This is a genomic window from Paenibacillus profundus (genome assembly GCF_021369635.1).
Lineage (GTDB): Bacteria > Bacillota > Bacilli > Paenibacillales > Paenibacillaceae > Paenibacillus_B > Paenibacillus_B profundus.
The window spans coordinates 48,942-66,006 of record NZ_JAJNBZ010000031.1 but is presented as its reverse complement, the minus strand read 5'-3'; the positions used below and the strand labels follow the sequence as shown (position 1 = coordinate 66,006).

Annotated in this window: 15 protein-coding genes; 14 read left to right on the top strand and 1 reads right to left on the bottom strand. The window is 50.4% G+C overall.

The genetic code is table 11. The features are described 5' to 3' along the window. The first annotated feature begins 797 nt into the window (after positions 1 to 797). The 7 genes from LQV63_RS25280 (at position 798) to pssA (ending at position 9,080) form a co-directional block, all read left to right on the top strand. Positions 798 to 1,259, top strand: a complete 462-nt coding sequence (locus LQV63_RS25280) for a CtsR family transcriptional regulator (RefSeq protein ID WP_019420662.1) — start codon at positions 798 to 800, stop codon at positions 1,257 to 1,259. A gap of 57 nt (positions 1,260 to 1,316) precedes the next feature. Next, on the top strand, positions 1,317 to 1,868 hold the full coding sequence (locus LQV63_RS25275; RefSeq protein WP_233698728.1) for a UvrB/UvrC motif-containing protein: 552 nt from the start codon (positions 1,317 to 1,319) through the stop codon (positions 1,866 to 1,868). A 55-nt stretch (positions 1,869 to 1,923) separates the two neighbouring features. Beyond that, complete coding sequence (locus LQV63_RS25270) at positions 1,924 to 2,997, top strand: protein arginine kinase (RefSeq protein ID WP_019420664.1); 1,074 nt, start codon at positions 1,924 to 1,926, stop codon at positions 2,995 to 2,997. Between the two features lie 22 nt (positions 2,998 to 3,019). Then, positions 3,020 to 5,473, top strand: a complete 2,454-nt coding sequence (gene clpC / locus LQV63_RS25265; protein ID WP_233698727.1) for an ATP-dependent protease ATP-binding subunit ClpC — start codon at positions 3,020 to 3,022, stop codon at positions 5,471 to 5,473. A gap of 366 nt (positions 5,474 to 5,839) precedes the next feature. Beyond that, positions 5,840 to 7,207: a DNA repair protein RadA gene (gene radA / locus LQV63_RS25260; RefSeq protein ID WP_233698726.1), complete on the top strand. Its 1,368-nt coding sequence runs from the start codon at positions 5,840 to 5,842 to the stop codon at positions 7,205 to 7,207. 16 nt (positions 7,208 to 7,223) lie between these two features. After that, positions 7,224 to 8,297, top strand: coding sequence for a DNA integrity scanning diadenylate cyclase DisA (gene disA, locus LQV63_RS25255; RefSeq protein ID WP_019420667.1), 1,074 nt, complete (start codon positions 7,224 to 7,226; stop codon positions 8,295 to 8,297). A gap of 54 nt (positions 8,298 to 8,351) precedes the next feature. Then, positions 8,352 to 9,080: a CDP-diacylglycerol--serine O-phosphatidyltransferase gene (gene pssA / locus LQV63_RS25250; RefSeq protein WP_019420668.1), complete on the top strand. Its 729-nt coding sequence runs from the start codon at positions 8,352 to 8,354 to the stop codon at positions 9,078 to 9,080. Between the two features lie 213 nt (positions 9,081 to 9,293). Here pssA and LQV63_RS25245 read toward each other — a convergent pair whose 3' ends face one another. Next, entirely contained in the window at positions 9,294 to 9,689 is a 396-nt protein-coding gene (locus LQV63_RS25245; protein ID WP_019420669.1) for a nucleoside triphosphate pyrophosphohydrolase family protein, read from the bottom strand. A gap of 211 nt (positions 9,690 to 9,900) precedes the next feature. On the opposite strand from LQV63_RS25245, the gene LQV63_RS25240 reads away from it, so the two are divergent. From LQV63_RS25240 to LQV63_RS25210, 7 genes are all read left to right on the top strand, one after another. Further along, positions 9,901 to 10,992, top strand: a complete 1,092-nt coding sequence (locus LQV63_RS25240; protein ID WP_019420670.1) for a PIN/TRAM domain-containing protein — start codon at positions 9,901 to 9,903, stop codon at positions 10,990 to 10,992. A gap of 43 nt (positions 10,993 to 11,035) precedes the next feature. Then, on the top strand, positions 11,036 to 11,731 hold the full coding sequence (gene ispD, locus LQV63_RS25235) for a 2-C-methyl-D-erythritol 4-phosphate cytidylyltransferase (RefSeq protein WP_233698725.1): 696 nt from the start codon (positions 11,036 to 11,038) through the stop codon (positions 11,729 to 11,731). Positions 11,732 to 11,755: 24 nt separating this feature from the next. Then, on the top strand, positions 11,756 to 12,238 hold the full coding sequence (gene ispF / locus LQV63_RS25230) for a 2-C-methyl-D-erythritol 2,4-cyclodiphosphate synthase (RefSeq protein ID WP_019420672.1): 483 nt from the start codon (positions 11,756 to 11,758) through the stop codon (positions 12,236 to 12,238). Positions 12,239 to 12,319: 81 nt separating this feature from the next. Next, the gene (gene gltX, locus LQV63_RS25225) at positions 12,320 to 13,774 is read left to right on the top strand and encodes a glutamate--tRNA ligase (RefSeq protein ID WP_233698724.1); all 1,455 of its coding nucleotides are present in this window, start codon (positions 12,320 to 12,322) and stop codon (positions 13,772 to 13,774) included. A 483-nt stretch (positions 13,775 to 14,257) separates the two neighbouring features. Continuing rightward, a complete protein-coding gene (gene cysE / locus LQV63_RS25220) occupies positions 14,258 to 15,028 on the top strand; it encodes a serine O-acetyltransferase (protein WP_233698723.1) in 771 nt (256 codons plus the stop codon). Positions 15,029 to 15,064: 36 nt separating this feature from the next. Continuing rightward, entirely contained in the window at positions 15,065 to 16,498 is a 1,434-nt protein-coding gene (gene cysS, locus LQV63_RS25215) for a cysteine--tRNA ligase (RefSeq protein ID WP_233698722.1), read from the top strand. Continuing rightward, positions 16,495 to 17,031, top strand: a complete 537-nt coding sequence (locus LQV63_RS25210; protein ID WP_233698721.1) for a Mini-ribonuclease 3 — start codon at positions 16,495 to 16,497, stop codon at positions 17,029 to 17,031. The genes cysS and LQV63_RS25210 overlap by 4 nt, the downstream gene beginning before the upstream one ends. The last annotated feature ends 34 nt before the right edge of the window (positions 17,032 to 17,065 follow it).

The following is a 17,065-nucleotide window of genomic DNA, read 5'->3' as shown; positions in this document are numbered from 1 at the left end:
GCCGATGGTACTTGGACCGCAGGGTCCCGGGAGAGTAGGACGTTGCCAAGCAGACAAACCACTGACATTATGTTAGTGGTTTTTTGTCTTGTCCACAACTTATCCACAGAGCCAATGCCTTCCCCATATGATATCCCTCTGATTTATGCCATTCTATCCACATTGTATTTAATGATATCAACAATGACCATATTCTCCACTCGAATAACTAACAAACTGAACTGATCATAGAGCTATAGACTGTGTTAGAGGTTACTGACTCCATTGTCTTTACCTCGTCAATCCCCACTTTTTTGCCTACTTATGAACAATTATGTACTACTGACCATCGACTCAATCAGTAAACGTATAAGAGCTCTCGCATTATATGATGTCTATCCACAATCTATCACAAAGAAGTATTAACTTCGCAAATCGTATACACTATAAAGTATTTATCAACAATCTATCTAGATAAGATATACGAAAATATATCTTTATATACATATTCATCCCCAGCTTATCCACGCTCTGTGGAGAAGTCACGAAATATACACATTTTTGACTTTTGCAGTATGAATTAAAAATGTTCGGTATATGAGCACCTGAACTCTTTCCGCACGCAGCATACAATGGAGGACAAAAAAATGAAAATAAAGTATTGGCAAAGCAAAAAAATTCCGCTATAATAAACGTAAAGTCAAAGAAAGTCAAAGTCAGAATAAAGCGCAAAAAGTCAAATAGTTAGGAAAAGTCGAATAAGGTACCGTCAAAATTGGTTAAACCTAATATAGAAGCGTGCGGAAAGGAGGGAGAAGATGCGCAATATTTCCGACTTGATTGAACATTATTTAAAGCATATGTTAGTGGAGAGCACGGAAGGCGCTGTAGAAATTCAACGAAATGATTTGGCGGAGCAATTTTCATGTGTGCCTTCGCAAATCAATTACGTTATCAGCACAAGGTTCACCTTAGAAAAAGGTTACGTCGTGGAAAGCAAGCGGGGAGGCGGCGGATACATCCGCATTCAACGCGTCGATTTGCCGGAACATGAAGGTATCCACAATCATCTGTGCGAATCTATTGGAGAGCTAATCAGTCAGTCGGCGGCAGAGGGGCTCATTTATCAACTGGAAGAAGCAGAATTTATCTCCCGCCGGGAAGCGAATTTATTGAGGGCTGCTGTATCGCGCGACAACTTGCCGATTAAGCTTCCTTACCGCGATGAATTGCGTGCTAGGCTGCTGCGGGCCATGCTGCTGGCTCTGCTTAGCAAATAGATCGACCGATGTATATATAAGGTTGAATATGTCACCTATAAAGGAGGAGAAACGGATATGATCTGTCAACAATGCAGTCAGAAACCAGCCACCTTGCATTTTACCAAAATCATTAACGGGCAAAAGACGGAATTCCATATTTGCGAATCATGTGCCCGGGAGAAGGGCGAATGGATTCCTGGCACGTCTAACGGCTTCTCCATTCATAACTTGCTTTCTGGATTGCTTGACTTTGATCTGTCAGGCGGTGATTCGGGTACAAGCGGTACTGCTCATGCTAACAAGCCACAGGCGACGCGATGTGAGAATTGCGGACTTACTTATTCGCAATTCAGCAAGCTCGGCCGTTTCGGGTGTGATGAATGCTACTCCTTCTTTGGCGACCGCTTGGATCCATTGCTGAAGCGAGTTCACGGCAATACTGTTCACATCGGCAAAATTCCGAAGCGTGGCGGAGGAAGAATTCAACGTAAGCGCGAATTAGAAGATTTAAAGAAGCAGCTGCAGCTCAGCATCATGAATGAGGAATTCGAACAAGCGGCCAAGCTGCGTGATCGCATCCGGGACTTGGAGAAGAATCCGCCTGGTGCTGCGGAACATAACGGTTAGTCTCGTGCACATAAATAATGGGAATTGAACGAATGAAATGGAAGGAGATGGCGAGATGGCAGGGAGACGATTTATGGAGCAAGCGCTTAGTGACTGGATGCGCGGTACGGGTCCAGACTCCGATATCGTCATCAGCAGTCGTATCCGTGTAGCACGGAACTTGAGCGGACTGCCGTTCCCGCTGCTGGCGACGAACCAGCAGTCGGCTGAAGTGCATACCCATTTGACGGCGGTTGTGGATGAACCTGAATTTGCAGCGATCAATCATTTTCAGAAGTTTTCGCTTGTGGAAATGAACGACACCGAGAAGCAGGTGCTGGTGGAGAAACATTTAATCTCTCCGAGTCTGGCTAACGAGTCGCGTAACGGAGTCGTCATATTAAGCGATGACGAATCGATTAGCATTATGATTAATGAAGAAGACCATCTGCGGATTCAATGCCTGTATCCGGGGTTACAAATTCGTGAGGCGTGGGAACAAGCGAGCCGCATCGATGACGTGTTCGAATCACATGTCGATTATGCCTTCGACGAGAAGCGCGGTTACCTTACCTCGTGTCCGACGAATGTCGGTACCGGAATTCGGGCGTCGGTCATGATGCATTTGCCAGCTCTTGTGATGACACAGCAAATTAACCGCATCCTTCAGGCGGTTACACAAGTAGGCTTGGCTGTTCGGGGTATATACGGGGAAGGAAGCGAAGCGATCGGCAACCTGTTCCAGATCTCGAACCAGATTACGCTCGGTCAATCTGAAACCGAGATTATCGATAATCTGTACAGCGTAGTGAAGCAAATTATCGAGCATGAGAAGGCGGCGCGTGAGCTCCTGCTGACGGATAGTCGGACACGACTGACAGACCGTGTATGCCGGTCTTACGGCATTATGAAGCACGCGGCTATCATGGATTCGAAGGAAGCGGCGCAACGGCTGTCCGATATTCGTCTCGGCTCGGATTTGAACATTCTAAACCATATTCACTCATCTGAATTAAACGAATTGCTTGTCATGACACAACCGGGATTTTTGCAGCATATATACAACAAATCGCTGCCAACCGATGAACGGGACGTGTATCGGGCGAGATTGATTCGGGAGACGTTATCGAAATCCAAATCCAAATCATAAAGTTTATGGAGGTGCTTAGACGATGATGTTCGGAAGATTTACAGAACGTGCACAAAAAGTATTGGCTTTGGCACAGGAAGAAGCGGTCCGCTTAGGACACAATAATATCGGAACAGAGCATATTTTGCTCGGCCTCATTCGTGAAGGGGAAGGCATTGCCGCAAAAGCTTTAGTTGCGCTCGGCCTTGGTCTGGAGAAGATTCAAGACGAAGTCGAATCGCTAATCGGGCGCGGTCAAGAACAGCCGACCAATATCGCCTATACGCCTCGGGCAAAGAAAGTCATTGAGCTGTCCATGGACGAAGCGCGCAAGCTTGGCCACACGTATGTCGGAACAGAGCATATTTTGCTCGGCCTGATTCGTGAGGGCGAGGGGGTAGCAGCACGCGTGTTGAACAACTTGGGCATCAGCCTGAACAAAGCGCGTCAGCAAGTGCTGCAGTTGCTCGGCAGCAGCGAAGCGGTATCGAGCCATCACGGCCAATCGCAGAATGTGAGCACACCGACGCTGGACAGCTTGGCACGCGATTTGACGGCGATTGCGAAGGAAGGCAACCTAGACCCGGTCATTGGCCGCAGCAAGGAGATTGAACGCGTCATTCAAGTGCTAAGCCGCCGGACGAAGAATAATCCGGTATTAATCGGAGAACCAGGCGTCGGGAAGACGGCCGTTGCCGAAGGCTTGGCCCAGAAGATTATTAATAATGAAATTCCAGAGACGCTCCGTGACAAGCGCGTCATGACACTTGATATGGGCTCGGTCGTCGCTGGCACGAAATACCGTGGTGAGTTCGAGGATCGGCTGAAAAAGATTATGGACGAAATTCGCCAAGCCGGGAATATCATCCTGTTCATTGATGAACTGCATACGCTGATTGGCGCTGGCGGTGCCGAAGGAGCAATTGACGCTTCAAACATCTTGAAGCCGGCGCTGGCACGCGGGGAGCTGCAATGTATCGGTGCGACGACGTTGGATGAATACCGCAAATATATTGAAAAAGATGCTGCCTTAGAACGCCGCTTCCAGCCAATTACGGTGGATCAGCCGACGCCGGAAGAAACGGTTCAAATTCTAAAAGGGCTGCGCGATCGTTACGAAGCGCACCATCGCGTCAAAATTACGGACGAAGCGATTGACCAAGCAGTGAAGCTGTCAGACCGCTACATTACCGACCGCTTCCTGCCGGATAAAGCGATTGACCTGATTGATGAGGCCAGCTCGAAAGTACGCCTTCATTCATACACGGTACCGCCTAACTTGAAAGAGCTCGAAGCCCGCTTGGAGGACATCCGCAAAGAGAAGGATGCGTCTGTTCAGAGTCAGGAATTCGAGAAAGCAGCCGCGCTGCGCGATACAGAGCAGAAGATGCGCGAAGAGCTGGAGACGGTACGCAATCAATGGAAAGAGAAGCAGGGACGCATGGACTCCGAGGTTACGCCGGAAGACATCGCTCAGATCGTAGCCAGCTGGACCGGCATACCGGTGTTGAAGCTGAAAGAGGAGGAAAGCGAACGCCTGCTCAATATGGAAGAAATATTGCATGAACGTGTTATCGGGCAAGACGAGGCAGTCAAGGCGGTCAGCCGTGCTATTCGCCGCGCTCGTGCAGGTCTGAAAGATCCGAAGCGTCCAATGGGCTCCTTCATCTTCCTCGGCCCTACTGGGGTAGGGAAGACGGAGCTGGCGCGTGCGCTTGCGGAATCGCTCTTCGGTGATGATAATGCGGTTATCCGCATCGATATGTCCGAATATATGGAGAAGCACTCAACAGCGCGTCTGGTAGGGGCGCCTCCAGGATACGTCGGCTACGAGGAAGGCGGCCAGCTGACTGAGAAAGTACGCCGTAAGCCATACTCTGTCGTCCTGTTGGATGAGATTGAGAAGGCTCACCCAGAAGTGTTCAATATATTGCTGCAAGTGTTGGAAGACGGCCGTCTGACCGATTCCAAAGGACGCGTGGTGGACTTCCGCAACACACTCATTATATTGACGTCGAACGTCGGCGCCGAAGCAATTAAGCGCAATTCAACGCTCGGATTCACAGCTGCGAACGACACGAGCCGTGATTACAACAACATGAAAGATAAAGTGATGGCGGAATTGAAGAAGAACTTCCGTCCGGAATTTTTGAACCGGATCGACGAAATCATCGTTTTCCATTCGCTTGATGAGAAGCACATTGCCGAAATCGTCACACTGATGGCAGATGAACTGCGCAAGCGTCTGAAGGAACAAGACATCGATTTTCAACTTACTGACAACGCCAAAGCATTCTTGGCAAAAGAGGGCTACGACCCGGCTTATGGAGCGCGTCCGCTGCGCCGTGCCATTCAGAAGCACATTGAGGACAGATTGTCCGAGGAGCTGCTGAGAGGTCAAATCATCAAGGGCGATGCGGTGCTTATAGACGAGAAGGACGGCGAACTTGTTGTACTGCGCAATACGGAAACTCCGGCTGCAACAACGAATGCATAATCGGTAATGCCACAGGCGCATCTCTTGCGATAAGCAAGGGGTGCGTTTTTTTATGCGGTTTTGTTCTTAGACAAAGAACATGATGTCAGGCTTCCGCTTCATGGTCTGGTTTTCTTATGGGATAATATGTCGCCTCATAAAGGGGGGAACCACGTTAACAAGAGTGAATACTCAGGCTATTCGTACATTTTCCTCATCTTTCCTACCTCAATTGCTAAATCCCTTTATCCCGCTCCTTAAAAATGGTAAACTTGAACGAGGTGGGTAATAAATCAATTGGTTTACTCCGATACAATGAGTATCAACAACGAACTTTAGTATACCATGGATTGAGTCCGTGATTATCAATTAGGAGTGTCGGCTGATATGGCCAAAGTAAAAACGAAATTTTATTGTAGCGAGTGCGGCTATGAGTCTCCAAAGTGGATGGGGAAGTGTCCGGGCTGCAGCGAGTGGAATACGATGGTCGAGGAACGTGAAACCGTCGTGAAGACTGCAGGAGTCCATACTTCCTTGATTCAAACGAAAGAAAAGCCGCAATCGATCATACATATAGAGAGTGGACGCGAACCTCGATTAACGACGACACTAAGCGAACTGAATCGTGTCTTGGGCGGCGGAGTCGTTCCGGGTTCCCTTATCTTAGTCGGCGGGGACCCGGGTATCGGGAAATCCACACTGCTCTTGCAGACCTCGAATGCGCTCGCGACCAGCGGGCTGAAGGTATTGTACGTGTCTGGCGAGGAATCGATGCGGCAGACGAAGCTTAGAGCAGATCGGTTAGGTGTGCTGTCTGAGCGTTTGTTCGTCTTAAGCGAGACGAATCTACAATATATCGAAGAAGCGATTGACGCAATGAAGCCCGACTTTCTCGTCATCGACTCGATTCAGACGGTGTTTCAGCCGTCAGTTGAATCCGCTCCGGGCAGCGTGGCACAAGTGCGCGAATGCACAAGCACTTTTATGCGCATCGCTAAAGGCAGAGGAATTGCAACGGTGCTGGTCGGCCACGTGACGAAGGAAGGGGCTATTGCAGGCCCTCGCCTTCTGGAGCATATGGTGGATTGCGTGCTCTACTTTGAAGGGGAGCGGCACCATTCTTATCGTATATTGCGTGCGGTCAAGAATCGGTTCGGCTCCACGAATGAAATCGGCATATTCGAGATGACCGAAGGCGGATTGGTGGAAGTGAAGAATCCTTCCGAAATGTTCCTGCAGGAACGGCCGCTCGGTGTAGCCGGCTCTACGGTCGTGGCCAGCTTGGAGGGGACGCGGCCGGTGCTGGTGGAGATGCAGGCTCTCGTATCAGCTACCAATTTCCCTTCCCCGCGTCGCATGTCGACGGGGATTGATCATCAGCGGCTGTCGCTTATCATTGCGGTGCTGGAGAAGCGCATGGGAATGTTTTTGCAGAATCAAGATGCATATGTGAATGTAGCGGGTGGCTTGAAGCTGGATGAGCCGGCGGTGGATTTGGCTATGGCCGTCGCCATTGCTTCAAGCTTTCGCGATATGCCGACACAGCCGTATGATGTCGTATTCGGTGAAGTTGGCTTGACAGGAGAAGTGCGCGCCGTCTCGCGCGCGGAACAAAGGGTGAAAGAAGCAGAGAAACTCGGATTTAAGCGAATTATTTTACCAGAGAGTAGTTTGCGGGGGTGGAAACCGCCTGATCATATTGATATTATCGGTGTAAATACGGTTGCTGAAGCATTAACTGCGGCGCTAGGTTAGGGGGCATAGACAAAGAATGAAGGAAAGCCAGCTAGATATAATGAATGACCTACTGAGGATGGTTGCGCCGGGTACCCCATTCCGTGAAGGGTTAGAGAACGTATTGCGTGCAAAGACAGGCGCTCTTATTGTCGTCGGCTACAGTCCAGAAGTAATGGAAGTCGTTGATGGCGGATTTTCAATTAATTGCGATTTTTCGCCCAGCTATTTGTATGAGCTTGCCAAGATGGACGGCGCCATCATTTTAAGCGAGGACATTAAGCGAATCCTTTATGCAAATACACAGCTCATTCCGGATTCATCCATACCGTCGACAGAGACGGGGATTCGGCACCGTACCGCGGAGCGTGTTGCGAAGCAGACCGGTAAGCTCGTCGTGTCTATCTCCCAGCGCCGCAACATCATTACGCTATACCAAGGCAGCCTTCGCTATGCGCTGAAGGAGATTGGCGTCATATTGACGAAAGCGAACCAAGCGATTCAGACGCTGGAGAAATATAAGGCGGTACTCGTACAAGGCATGACCAATTTGACGGCTTCCGAGTTCGAAGAACTGGTGACTTTGGCCGATGTTGTTAACGTTGTGCAACGTATTGAAATGGTATTACGTATTAAAATGGAGATAAAGCGTTACATCAATGAATTGGGTACCGAAGGACGTCTCATTAGCATGCAGCTGGAGGAACTGGTAAGCAACACCGAAGAAGATGCTTGGCTGCTCGTGAAGGATTACGCCCGGGATGAGAGTGATGAGAAGATCCGCGAAATTTTTGCCCAACTGAAAAAATGCACCGCGGATGAACTGCTCGATACCCATCACCTGATTCGCGTGTTGGGGTATCCGACGACAAGCGCGATTCAAGATGAGTCCATTTCACCGCGCGGCTATCGCGTCTTAAGTAAAATCCCGAGACTCCCGAACGTCATCACTCATAACTTAGTGGAGACATTCGAGTTCCTGCCGCACGTCATGATGGCTACCATTGAGGAACTGGATGAAGTGGACGGCATCGGTGAAGTGCGTGCACGCACTATTAAGGAAGGACTCAAACGCATTCAAGAGCAGGTTTTCATTGACAGGCAGATTTGATTTTCCAACAATGAAAACACGAACGTTGGGCATAGTAAAATTAGAGGTGAACCTATGATTATAAAGTCTATTCCGAGCTTGTTTACGATCGGCAACTTGTTTCTCGGAATTATATCCATTATGCTTGCGTTTCACGACGACTACAGCAAAGCCGCTCTTATGGTTATTATCGCCATGCTGCTTGACGGTCTTGATGGTCGGGTAGCACGGGCATTGAATGCGCAGAGTGAATTCGGCAAAGAGCTGGACTCTTTGTCCGACGTTATTTCGTTCGGCGTGGCCCCGGCATTCATTATGTATGTGGTGGCATTTAGCGAAATGAACTCGGCGCTTGCCTGGATTGTAACGGCCATATTTCCAATTTGCGGTGCGCTTCGCTTGGCTCGATTTAACGTTAAGGATGGGATTCCGGGCTATTTCATCGGTTTGCCTATTCCGGCTGCAGGCGGCGTTGCTTGTACGCTTGCGCTATTTCATGAGACCATTCCCGGAGCTTACTTGATTATCGCCATGCTCCTTTTGTCTTATTTGATGGTAAGCACTGTGAAATATCCGAATTTCAAGAAGGTTGGCATTCCGAAGAAAGCGATTTGGATTACGCCTATCGTCATCGCGGGATCCGCTGCGATTGCATTTTGGAAGCCAGAGCAGACACCGAAGCTCATATTTGTTCCCTTGGTGCTATATGCTCTCCTTGGCTTAAAAAAAAACGTTAGAATGCTGAATAGACGTCGCAAGAAGCAAAGAGATGCGGAAGAATGGTACCAATCGAAACATTCCTAACCTAATTAACGATACAGCACTTAACGCTAAAGGGACAGTATCCCTTTAGCGTCAAGTGCTGTTGTTGTTTATACTGAGCCGGTATCCAACAGGGATACCGGCTTTTTGGCATAAAAAAGCCGAGAACGGTTATCCAAGCTGCCCTGTGTGCAGCGCAGATACCCGCCCTCGGCTCTATAATAGCTTAGTAGCAAGTATTGTTGCCCCCTGACGTTAAGACAAATTAAAAATACCAAGCGTAGAGCATTTGCTCGATTCCTGCTTCACGACATCATCCAGCTCGATGTCGAGCAGGTTGCAAAGGGCGGACATGTAGAAAAGGTGCTTACCAAGCTCGCTCTTCACGACGTCTTTGCAATTGTCGCACAAATATCCTTGGACGTGGCTTTCCATGCTCTGCTTCGCTTGATCAACATCCATATCAGCGCAATATGGCTGCCGCGTGGCATGCAGCTCCAAGCATCCGCATTCGGTAATGGCTTTGGTCACGGCGCGGTTCACCGAGGCGTCGGACTGACCGTATTTGGAGAGAATGTCCAATAGGCTCCGGTGTCTTAGCAGTAAATCAGCTACCTGATCTTGAAGCGCTTGCAAACTGGGAGTGCTCATTTCCATCCACCTCTATTCTTGGAATAGTGCAACGGTGCAAGCGTCGCACGAGATCGCTTGTTACGCATAACGTTTTCAAGAACATTATACGACTAGGAATTCCCATTTATCAACTCGGCACCGCGATAAAATTCAGAATTCGAGGATTAGGAGCCATTTCGTTGGGCCATAATTGTAAGGAAATCCAAATAGAGTAAGGAGGTGGACGTTTGTGTTTAAACGAATATTTCTAGGATTGGCTGGACTGATTGGCGCTTGGAGCGGGTTGGAGCTGCAACATTATTGGTATACACAGACGATGGAATTTGCCGCGGTAATGAATCAAGGGTTCTCTTCTGTCCGCTTGTTATGGGCGTTTGGCGGGGCATTTTGCTTTTATGTAGTAGGTCGTGCACTCTTTATGCCATTGTCACGTATTTGGAATACAGGGCGAGAACGAATTGCGGAGATGTCCACGGGAATATTGGTGACGGGTGCAGCAGGTACACTGCTCGGTCTATGTTTTGCTTCGCTCATCACACCACTCTTGGGGCAATTCGGGAGCGTGGGGCATATGGCATCGGTTATTATCGCGATAGCGAGCGGGTGTGCAGGCATGCAAATTGCGCTGCTCAAACAGGAAGATATGGGATTGTGGCTCTCTTCGTTCAAATGGTTGGAACGCAGCAGTGAAGAAGAATCTGAATACCGTTATGAGGAACACAAAATATTGGACACGAGCGTCATTATTGACGGCCGTATAGCGGATATTTGCAAGACGGGATTTATCGAAGGGACGATTGTCATTCCAGAATTCGTGCTTGAAGAGCTTCAGCATATCGCGGACTCTTCGGATTTGTTAAAACGAAATCGCGGACGTCGGGGATTGGATATTTTAAATAAGATTCAGAAGGAACTTGAGGTCAAGGTGCTGATTTATGAAGGTGACTTCGATGAGATCTCCGAAGTGGACAGCAAGCTCGTCAAGCTTGCCAAGCTGTTGAAGGGCAAAGTCGTCACCAATGACTTCAACTTGAATAAAGTGTGCGAGCTGCAGGGCGTGTCTGTGTTGAACATTAACGACCTTGCCAATGCGGTGAAGCCGGTCGTACTGCCTGGCGAAGAGATTGTCGTGCAAGTAATCAAAGACGGCAAGGAACACGGTCAGGGTGTCGCCTATCTGGATGATGGTACGATGATCGTGGTTGAGGGCGGGCGCGACTACATCGGCATGACGATGGAAGTGCTCGTAACGAGCGTGCTGCAGACGTCAGCGGGACGCATGATTTTTGCCAAGCCAAAACTGTTGGAAAAAGCCCAATAAACAGGTATGATGGGGGTAGCACCATCATGGAGGGTTAACAGGGATGGAACAAGGCTTTGGAGTGGTGATCGTGGCTGCCGGCAAAGGCACGCGTATGGGCACCGAGGAGAGCAAGCAATATTTACGGCTGCTGGACAAGCCGGTAATTGTACATACGGTGGAGCGGTTTCAAGCGATGCCTGAATGCGAGACGATCGCTTGGGTGACGTCAGCGCAGGACATGCTCCGCTGTGAAGATTGGGTACGTGAATATGGACTGGATAAAGTCCGCGATATCGTAGCCGGCGGCAAGGAACGGCAGCACTCGGTGTATGCAGGGCTGCAGGCGCTGCAGGCACGCGGCTTGGATTATGTATTGATTCACGATGGCGTACGGCCTTTTGTGGACCCAGGCAAGGTGAAGGCATGCTTTACCACGGCCCGGGAGCATGAGGCGTGCGTATTGGCCGTACCGGTGAAAGATACGATAAAGCAGGTGAATGGGGATGGCGTCATAACGGCAACGCCGGACCGACGCAGCTTGTGGGCGATTCAGACCCCACAGGCTTTTCGTCTTTCCATATGTATGTCCGCCCATGAGCAGGCGGAGCTGGAGGGATTCATCGGGACGGACGACGCGATGCTCGTGGAGCGCATGGGCGTTCCAGTTCATGTCGTGGAAGGGGATTACACGAACATCAAGCTTACGACACCGGACGATCTGGATTGGGCGGCCTGGTGGATGTTGCGGAATCAATAACACGGTAAGGGAGAGGGAGAATTCGTGATACGAGTAGGACAGGGATTCGATGTGCATCAATTGGTGGAAGGACGTCCGTGCATCATCGGCGGCGTACATATTCCATATGAAAAAGGTCTGTTGGGGCATTCGGACGCCGACGTGCTTCTGCATACGGTAAGTGACGCCGTCCTCGGAGCCTTGGGTCTCGGCGACATTGGGAAGCATTTTCCAGACACGGATCCGGCATACAAAGACGCGGACAGCGTGAAGCTGATGGAACATGTCTGGGCGTTCGCGAAGGAGCGGGGCTACCGGCTTGGCAACGTGGATTGCACCATTATTGCGCAGAAGCCGAAGATGCTGCCGCACATACCGGCCATGGTTGCGAATATCGCACGCATATTGGAAGCGGATGAGTCGCAGGTGAACGTGAAAGCGACAACGACGGAACAGCTTGGCTTTACGGGAAGAAGCGAGGGAATTGCCGCTCAGGCGGTTGTCTGCCTCTTTAAAGATATGGTATAACTAAAAGTGAGTATTCAAAAGGGGAATTTTTGAACCACCTCTAAAAGGTAGACTAAAATAATCGGTGTGAGGGAAGCTATCATGAATAAAGACATTCGTGTTCGTTATGCACCAAGTCCAACGGGACACTTACATATCGGAAATGCACGTACAGCACTGTTCAATTATTTGTTCGCACGTCACCATGGCGGGAAATTCATCGTTCGTATCGAAGACACGGACGTGAAGCGCAACGTGGAAGGCGGAGAAGAGAATCAATTCAAGTACATGAAATGGCTTGGCATGGATTGGGATGAAAGCATCGATGTGGGTGGCGATTACGGCCCATATCGTCAGACCGAGCGTCTGGATATATACAATAAATATGTGAATGAGCTGCTTGAGCGCGATTGGGCTTATCGCTGTTACTGCACGGAGCAGGAGCTTGAAGCGGAGCGGGAGGCGCAAACCGCCCGCGGGGAAACACCGAAATATTCGGGCAAATGCTGTGGATTATCCGCAGAGGACCATGCGCGTCTTGAAGCGGAAGGCCGCCAAGCGAGCATTCGTTTCCGCGTTCCGGAAGGCCGCTCTTATACGTTTGACGACCTTGTAAAGGGCGATATTACCTTCGAGTCCGACACGACGGGTGATTGGGTCATCGTGAAGAAAGACGGTATTCCGACGTACAACTTCGCGGTCGTGCTCGACGATTATTTAATGCGTATATCGCACGTCCTGCGCGGTGAAGATCATATTACGAATACATTGCGCCAACTGATGGTTTACGAGGCGTTCGGCTGGGAAGCGCCGGTATTTGGTCATATGACGCTTATCGTCAATGAGAACCACAAGAAGCTCAGCAAGCGCGACGAGTCGATTATCCAGTTTATCGAACAGTACGAGCAGCTCGGCTATCTGCCGGAAGCCATCTGCAACTTCATTGCGCTTCTCGGCTGGTCTCCGAAAGGTGAAGAAGAGCTGTTCTCGCTCGATGAGCTGATTTCGATTTTTGATGCGAATCGCTTATCGAAGAGTCCTGCGGTATTCGATACGAATAAATTGACGCATATCAATAATATGTATATGAAGAAAGCAGACATAGAGCGCATCGCGGCACTCTCCATACCGCATCTGCAGCAAGCGGGTCGACTGCCGGAGAGCTTGAACGAAGAGCAGCTCGCGTGGGCGACATCCCTTATCAAGCTGTATCAAGAGCAGATGAACTGCGCTTCCGACATCGTGGAACTGTCTGAACTGTTCTTCCGTGACGAGCTTGTCGTCGACGAAGAAGCGAAGCCAGTCCTGGAAGAACCGCAAGTTCCCGCCGTGCTGAGCGCTTTGCTTCAGAAGCTGGAAGCCGCCGCATCATGGGATGTCGATACGGTCAAAGCGGCGATGAAGGAAGTTCAGAAAGAAACGAGCGCCAAAGGCAAAGGATTGTTCATGCCTGTCCGTGTGGCGGTATCGGGCCAAATGCATGGCCGCGACCTGAACGAGACGATTGTCCTGCTTGGCCAAGCCAAAGTATTCAAACGTCTGCGTCAGCTGGCGTAGCAGTCTGGCAACATCGGACGAGAAGCCCTTATTGTCAGCTGCGCTGCACATCCGCTATACTATACGATATAATACGAGTAAGGAAAAGCGTTGAACGGGAAAGCATTGGCAATTAAGAAGCGTACAGAGAGAACGAACGGTCAAGGACATGCGCATCATGTTCTTGCAGGCTGAGAGTCGTTCCGGTTCGATGCTGATGCGTTGCACCCGGAAGCTTCGTCTCTGAGCGTGCTTGAAGAGCTATGGGTAGGAGATGGCGTGTCGTTCGCGTTACTGAACGTTGAGTGGGATAGCTGTTACAGTTTACAGACCGCGATTGCGGCCAGATTCCAGGTGAATTCGAGGGAATGAGGCCGTCTGGTCTGGATGTAACGTTATCCAAGCAGAGTGGAACCGCGCATCGCGCCTCTGCAGCATCATGCTGCAGAGGCGTTTTTATTTTAGAGGTTCACCACTTTTAGGAAGTTCCGGGGGGGACGGGTCATGTGGCGTATCATTCGACGAATGCAATCTGATGTGCGAGCGGTGTTCGATAACGACCCTGCGGCAAGAAGCCGGTTTGAAGTCATTTTCACTTATTCTGGACTGCATGCGATATGGGCGCATCTAATCGCTCATTGGTTGTACCGGCACCGTTGGTTTACGGTGGCCCGTATCATTTCGCAGGCGAGCCGCTTCGTGACCGGAATTGAGATACATCCAGGTGCCCGCATAGGGAACCGTCTGTTCATCGACCATGGGATGGGGGTCGTAATCGGTGAAACGTGTGAAATCGGAGACGATGTCGTCATCTACCAAGGGGTTACCCTTGGAGGGACAGGGAAAGAAAAAGGAAAGCGGCACCCCACGATCGGGAACAACGTAGTCATTTCTTCCGGTGCCAAGGTGCTCGGCTCGTTCAAGGTTGGAGACAATTCCAGCATTGGGGCCAATTCAGTCGTATTGCGGGAAGTTCCGCCGAACTGTACCGTAGTCGGTATACCAGGGCGAATCGTGAAGCAGGACGGCATTCGCATTGACCGTCTGAATCATGCCCAATTGCCTGACCCAGTCATCGATATGCTGCGCAGCTTGCAAGGCGAGATCGATGTGCTGAAAGCCGAATTGCAACTATGCAAGCCTTCCAAGCCAAGAAATATTGCTGGTGATCAAGTCGATGATCAAGCAGGAGACCCGGACGCAGCCAGTAAACAGCCAAAAGAGAACGAAGACGCCGCGGAACGGCTTGTTGAAGCCAATGTAATCAAAAAATAAAGCGAAACGAGATTAATGTAGGAGGTTAGCGCACCCATGACGCTGCACATTTATAATACGATGACGCGCCGCAAAGAGCCGTTCATCTCGATACACCCGGATAAGGTGAACATGTATGTATGCGGTCCGACCGTATACGATTATATTCATATCGGCAATGCGCGTCCGCAGATTTTCTTTGACGTGGTCCGCCGTTATTTGGAGACGCTTGGCTATAATGTGAACTATGTCGTCAACTTCACGGATGTGGACGATAGGCTAATTCGCAAAGCGGCGGAACTTGGATCTACCGTGCCGGAGGTCGCTGATCGCTTTATCCAAGCCTTTTATGAAGATATCGACGGGATTGGCGTCCGCCGTGCTTCGCAGAACCCGCGCGTAATGGACAATATGTCGGAAATCACCGCCTACATCGCTGAATTGGTGGAGCGTGGCTTCGCATATGAATCCGGCGGAGACGTCTATTTCCACACGAAGAAATTTCATGATTATGGGAAGCTGTCTCATCAAAATATTGAAGAACTTCAACTCGGCATTCGAATTGAAGTGGATGAGCGCAAAGAGAACCCTGAAGATTTCGTACTCTGGAAGGCGGCAAAGCCTGGAGAAATCTCCTGGCCGAGTCCGTGGGGCGATGGCCGTCCAGGCTGGCATATCGAATGCTCCGCGATGGCGCGCAAATATTTGGGTGAGACGCTGGATATACACGGCGGGGGCCAGGATTTACAATTCCCGCACCACGAGTGCGAGGTGGCGCAATCGGAGTCCATCACCGGCAAGCCACTGGCGAATGTATGGATGCATAACGGGTATATTCATATTAATAATGAGAAAATGTCGAAGTCGCTCGGCAACGGCGTGCTTGTCAAAGATTTGCGCAAGCAGTATCAACCGGCGGCGCTCCGCTATTTCATGCTGGCGACGCACTATCGCAATCCGCTTAACTTCAGCGAAGAGGCAATGGTGCAGGCGGAGAAGAGCGTGAGCCGGATTGCCAATGCGATGGCGAATGTGCAGCATGCTCTGCAGATGGTGACGAACGGAGCGGGTGCGGAAGCGGTGCATGAACAGGAGCCCGATGACACGCTGCAGGCGAAGCTGGCCGGCATCCTTGACACGTTCGATGCGAAGATGCGGGATGACTTCAACACGGCTGATGCCATTACGGCCATGTTCGAATGGGCAAGCGAGGCTAACACCTACTTGCAGCAGGGTGCCCAAGGAGCGCAGCAGACCGGCAATTTGCAAGCGCTGCTCGATGCGTTCGAAGCGATGAATGATGTGCTCGGCCTCGTGATGGATCAGGAGGATGAGCTGCTTGACGAAGAAGTGGACCAACTCATTCAAGAACGCAATGATGCGCGCAAAGCTAAAAACTGGGCGCGCGCCGATGAGATTCGCGATTTGCTGACAGCTCAAGGAATATTGCTGGAGGACACGCCGCAAGGCGTACGTTGGCGTCGCAAATGAAGAGAGACGAACAACCGGCGTCCGGAGGCAAAGGAGCGAATAACAGCGCCATGAACAAGGATGAACAAGCACGGCATGAGATAGACGAAGCGAGCACGGGACAAGGGGAGCCGCAACATTTGCTCTTCCCCTTCGCTCCATCCAAGCAAGCGAAGCAGTTGAACCCGATCGTGCTCGCTTATATGGGCGATGCCATCTACGAAGCAGCGATACGTCAATATTTGATATCGAAGCCGAATCATCGCCCTAATCATTTGCACCGAGAAGTAATAAGCTATGTGTCTGCGAAAGCACAGGCTCGCTTTCTCGGCAGCATCGCCTCCTTCTTGACGGAAGAGGAAGCCGATGTCGTGCGCCAAGGGCGGAATACGAAGTCGAGCGTGCCGAAAAGTGCCGATGTGAGCGAGTACCGACAGGCAACAGCGCTGGAAGCGTTGTTCGGCTATTTATATTTCAGCGGGCAGCATGATCGCATGCGCCAACTGGTGAATATGATCGTTCACGCCCATGAAGCGGAGCACGACAATAAATAACGGGTGGAGCACGGATGCAATACACGAAGCTACA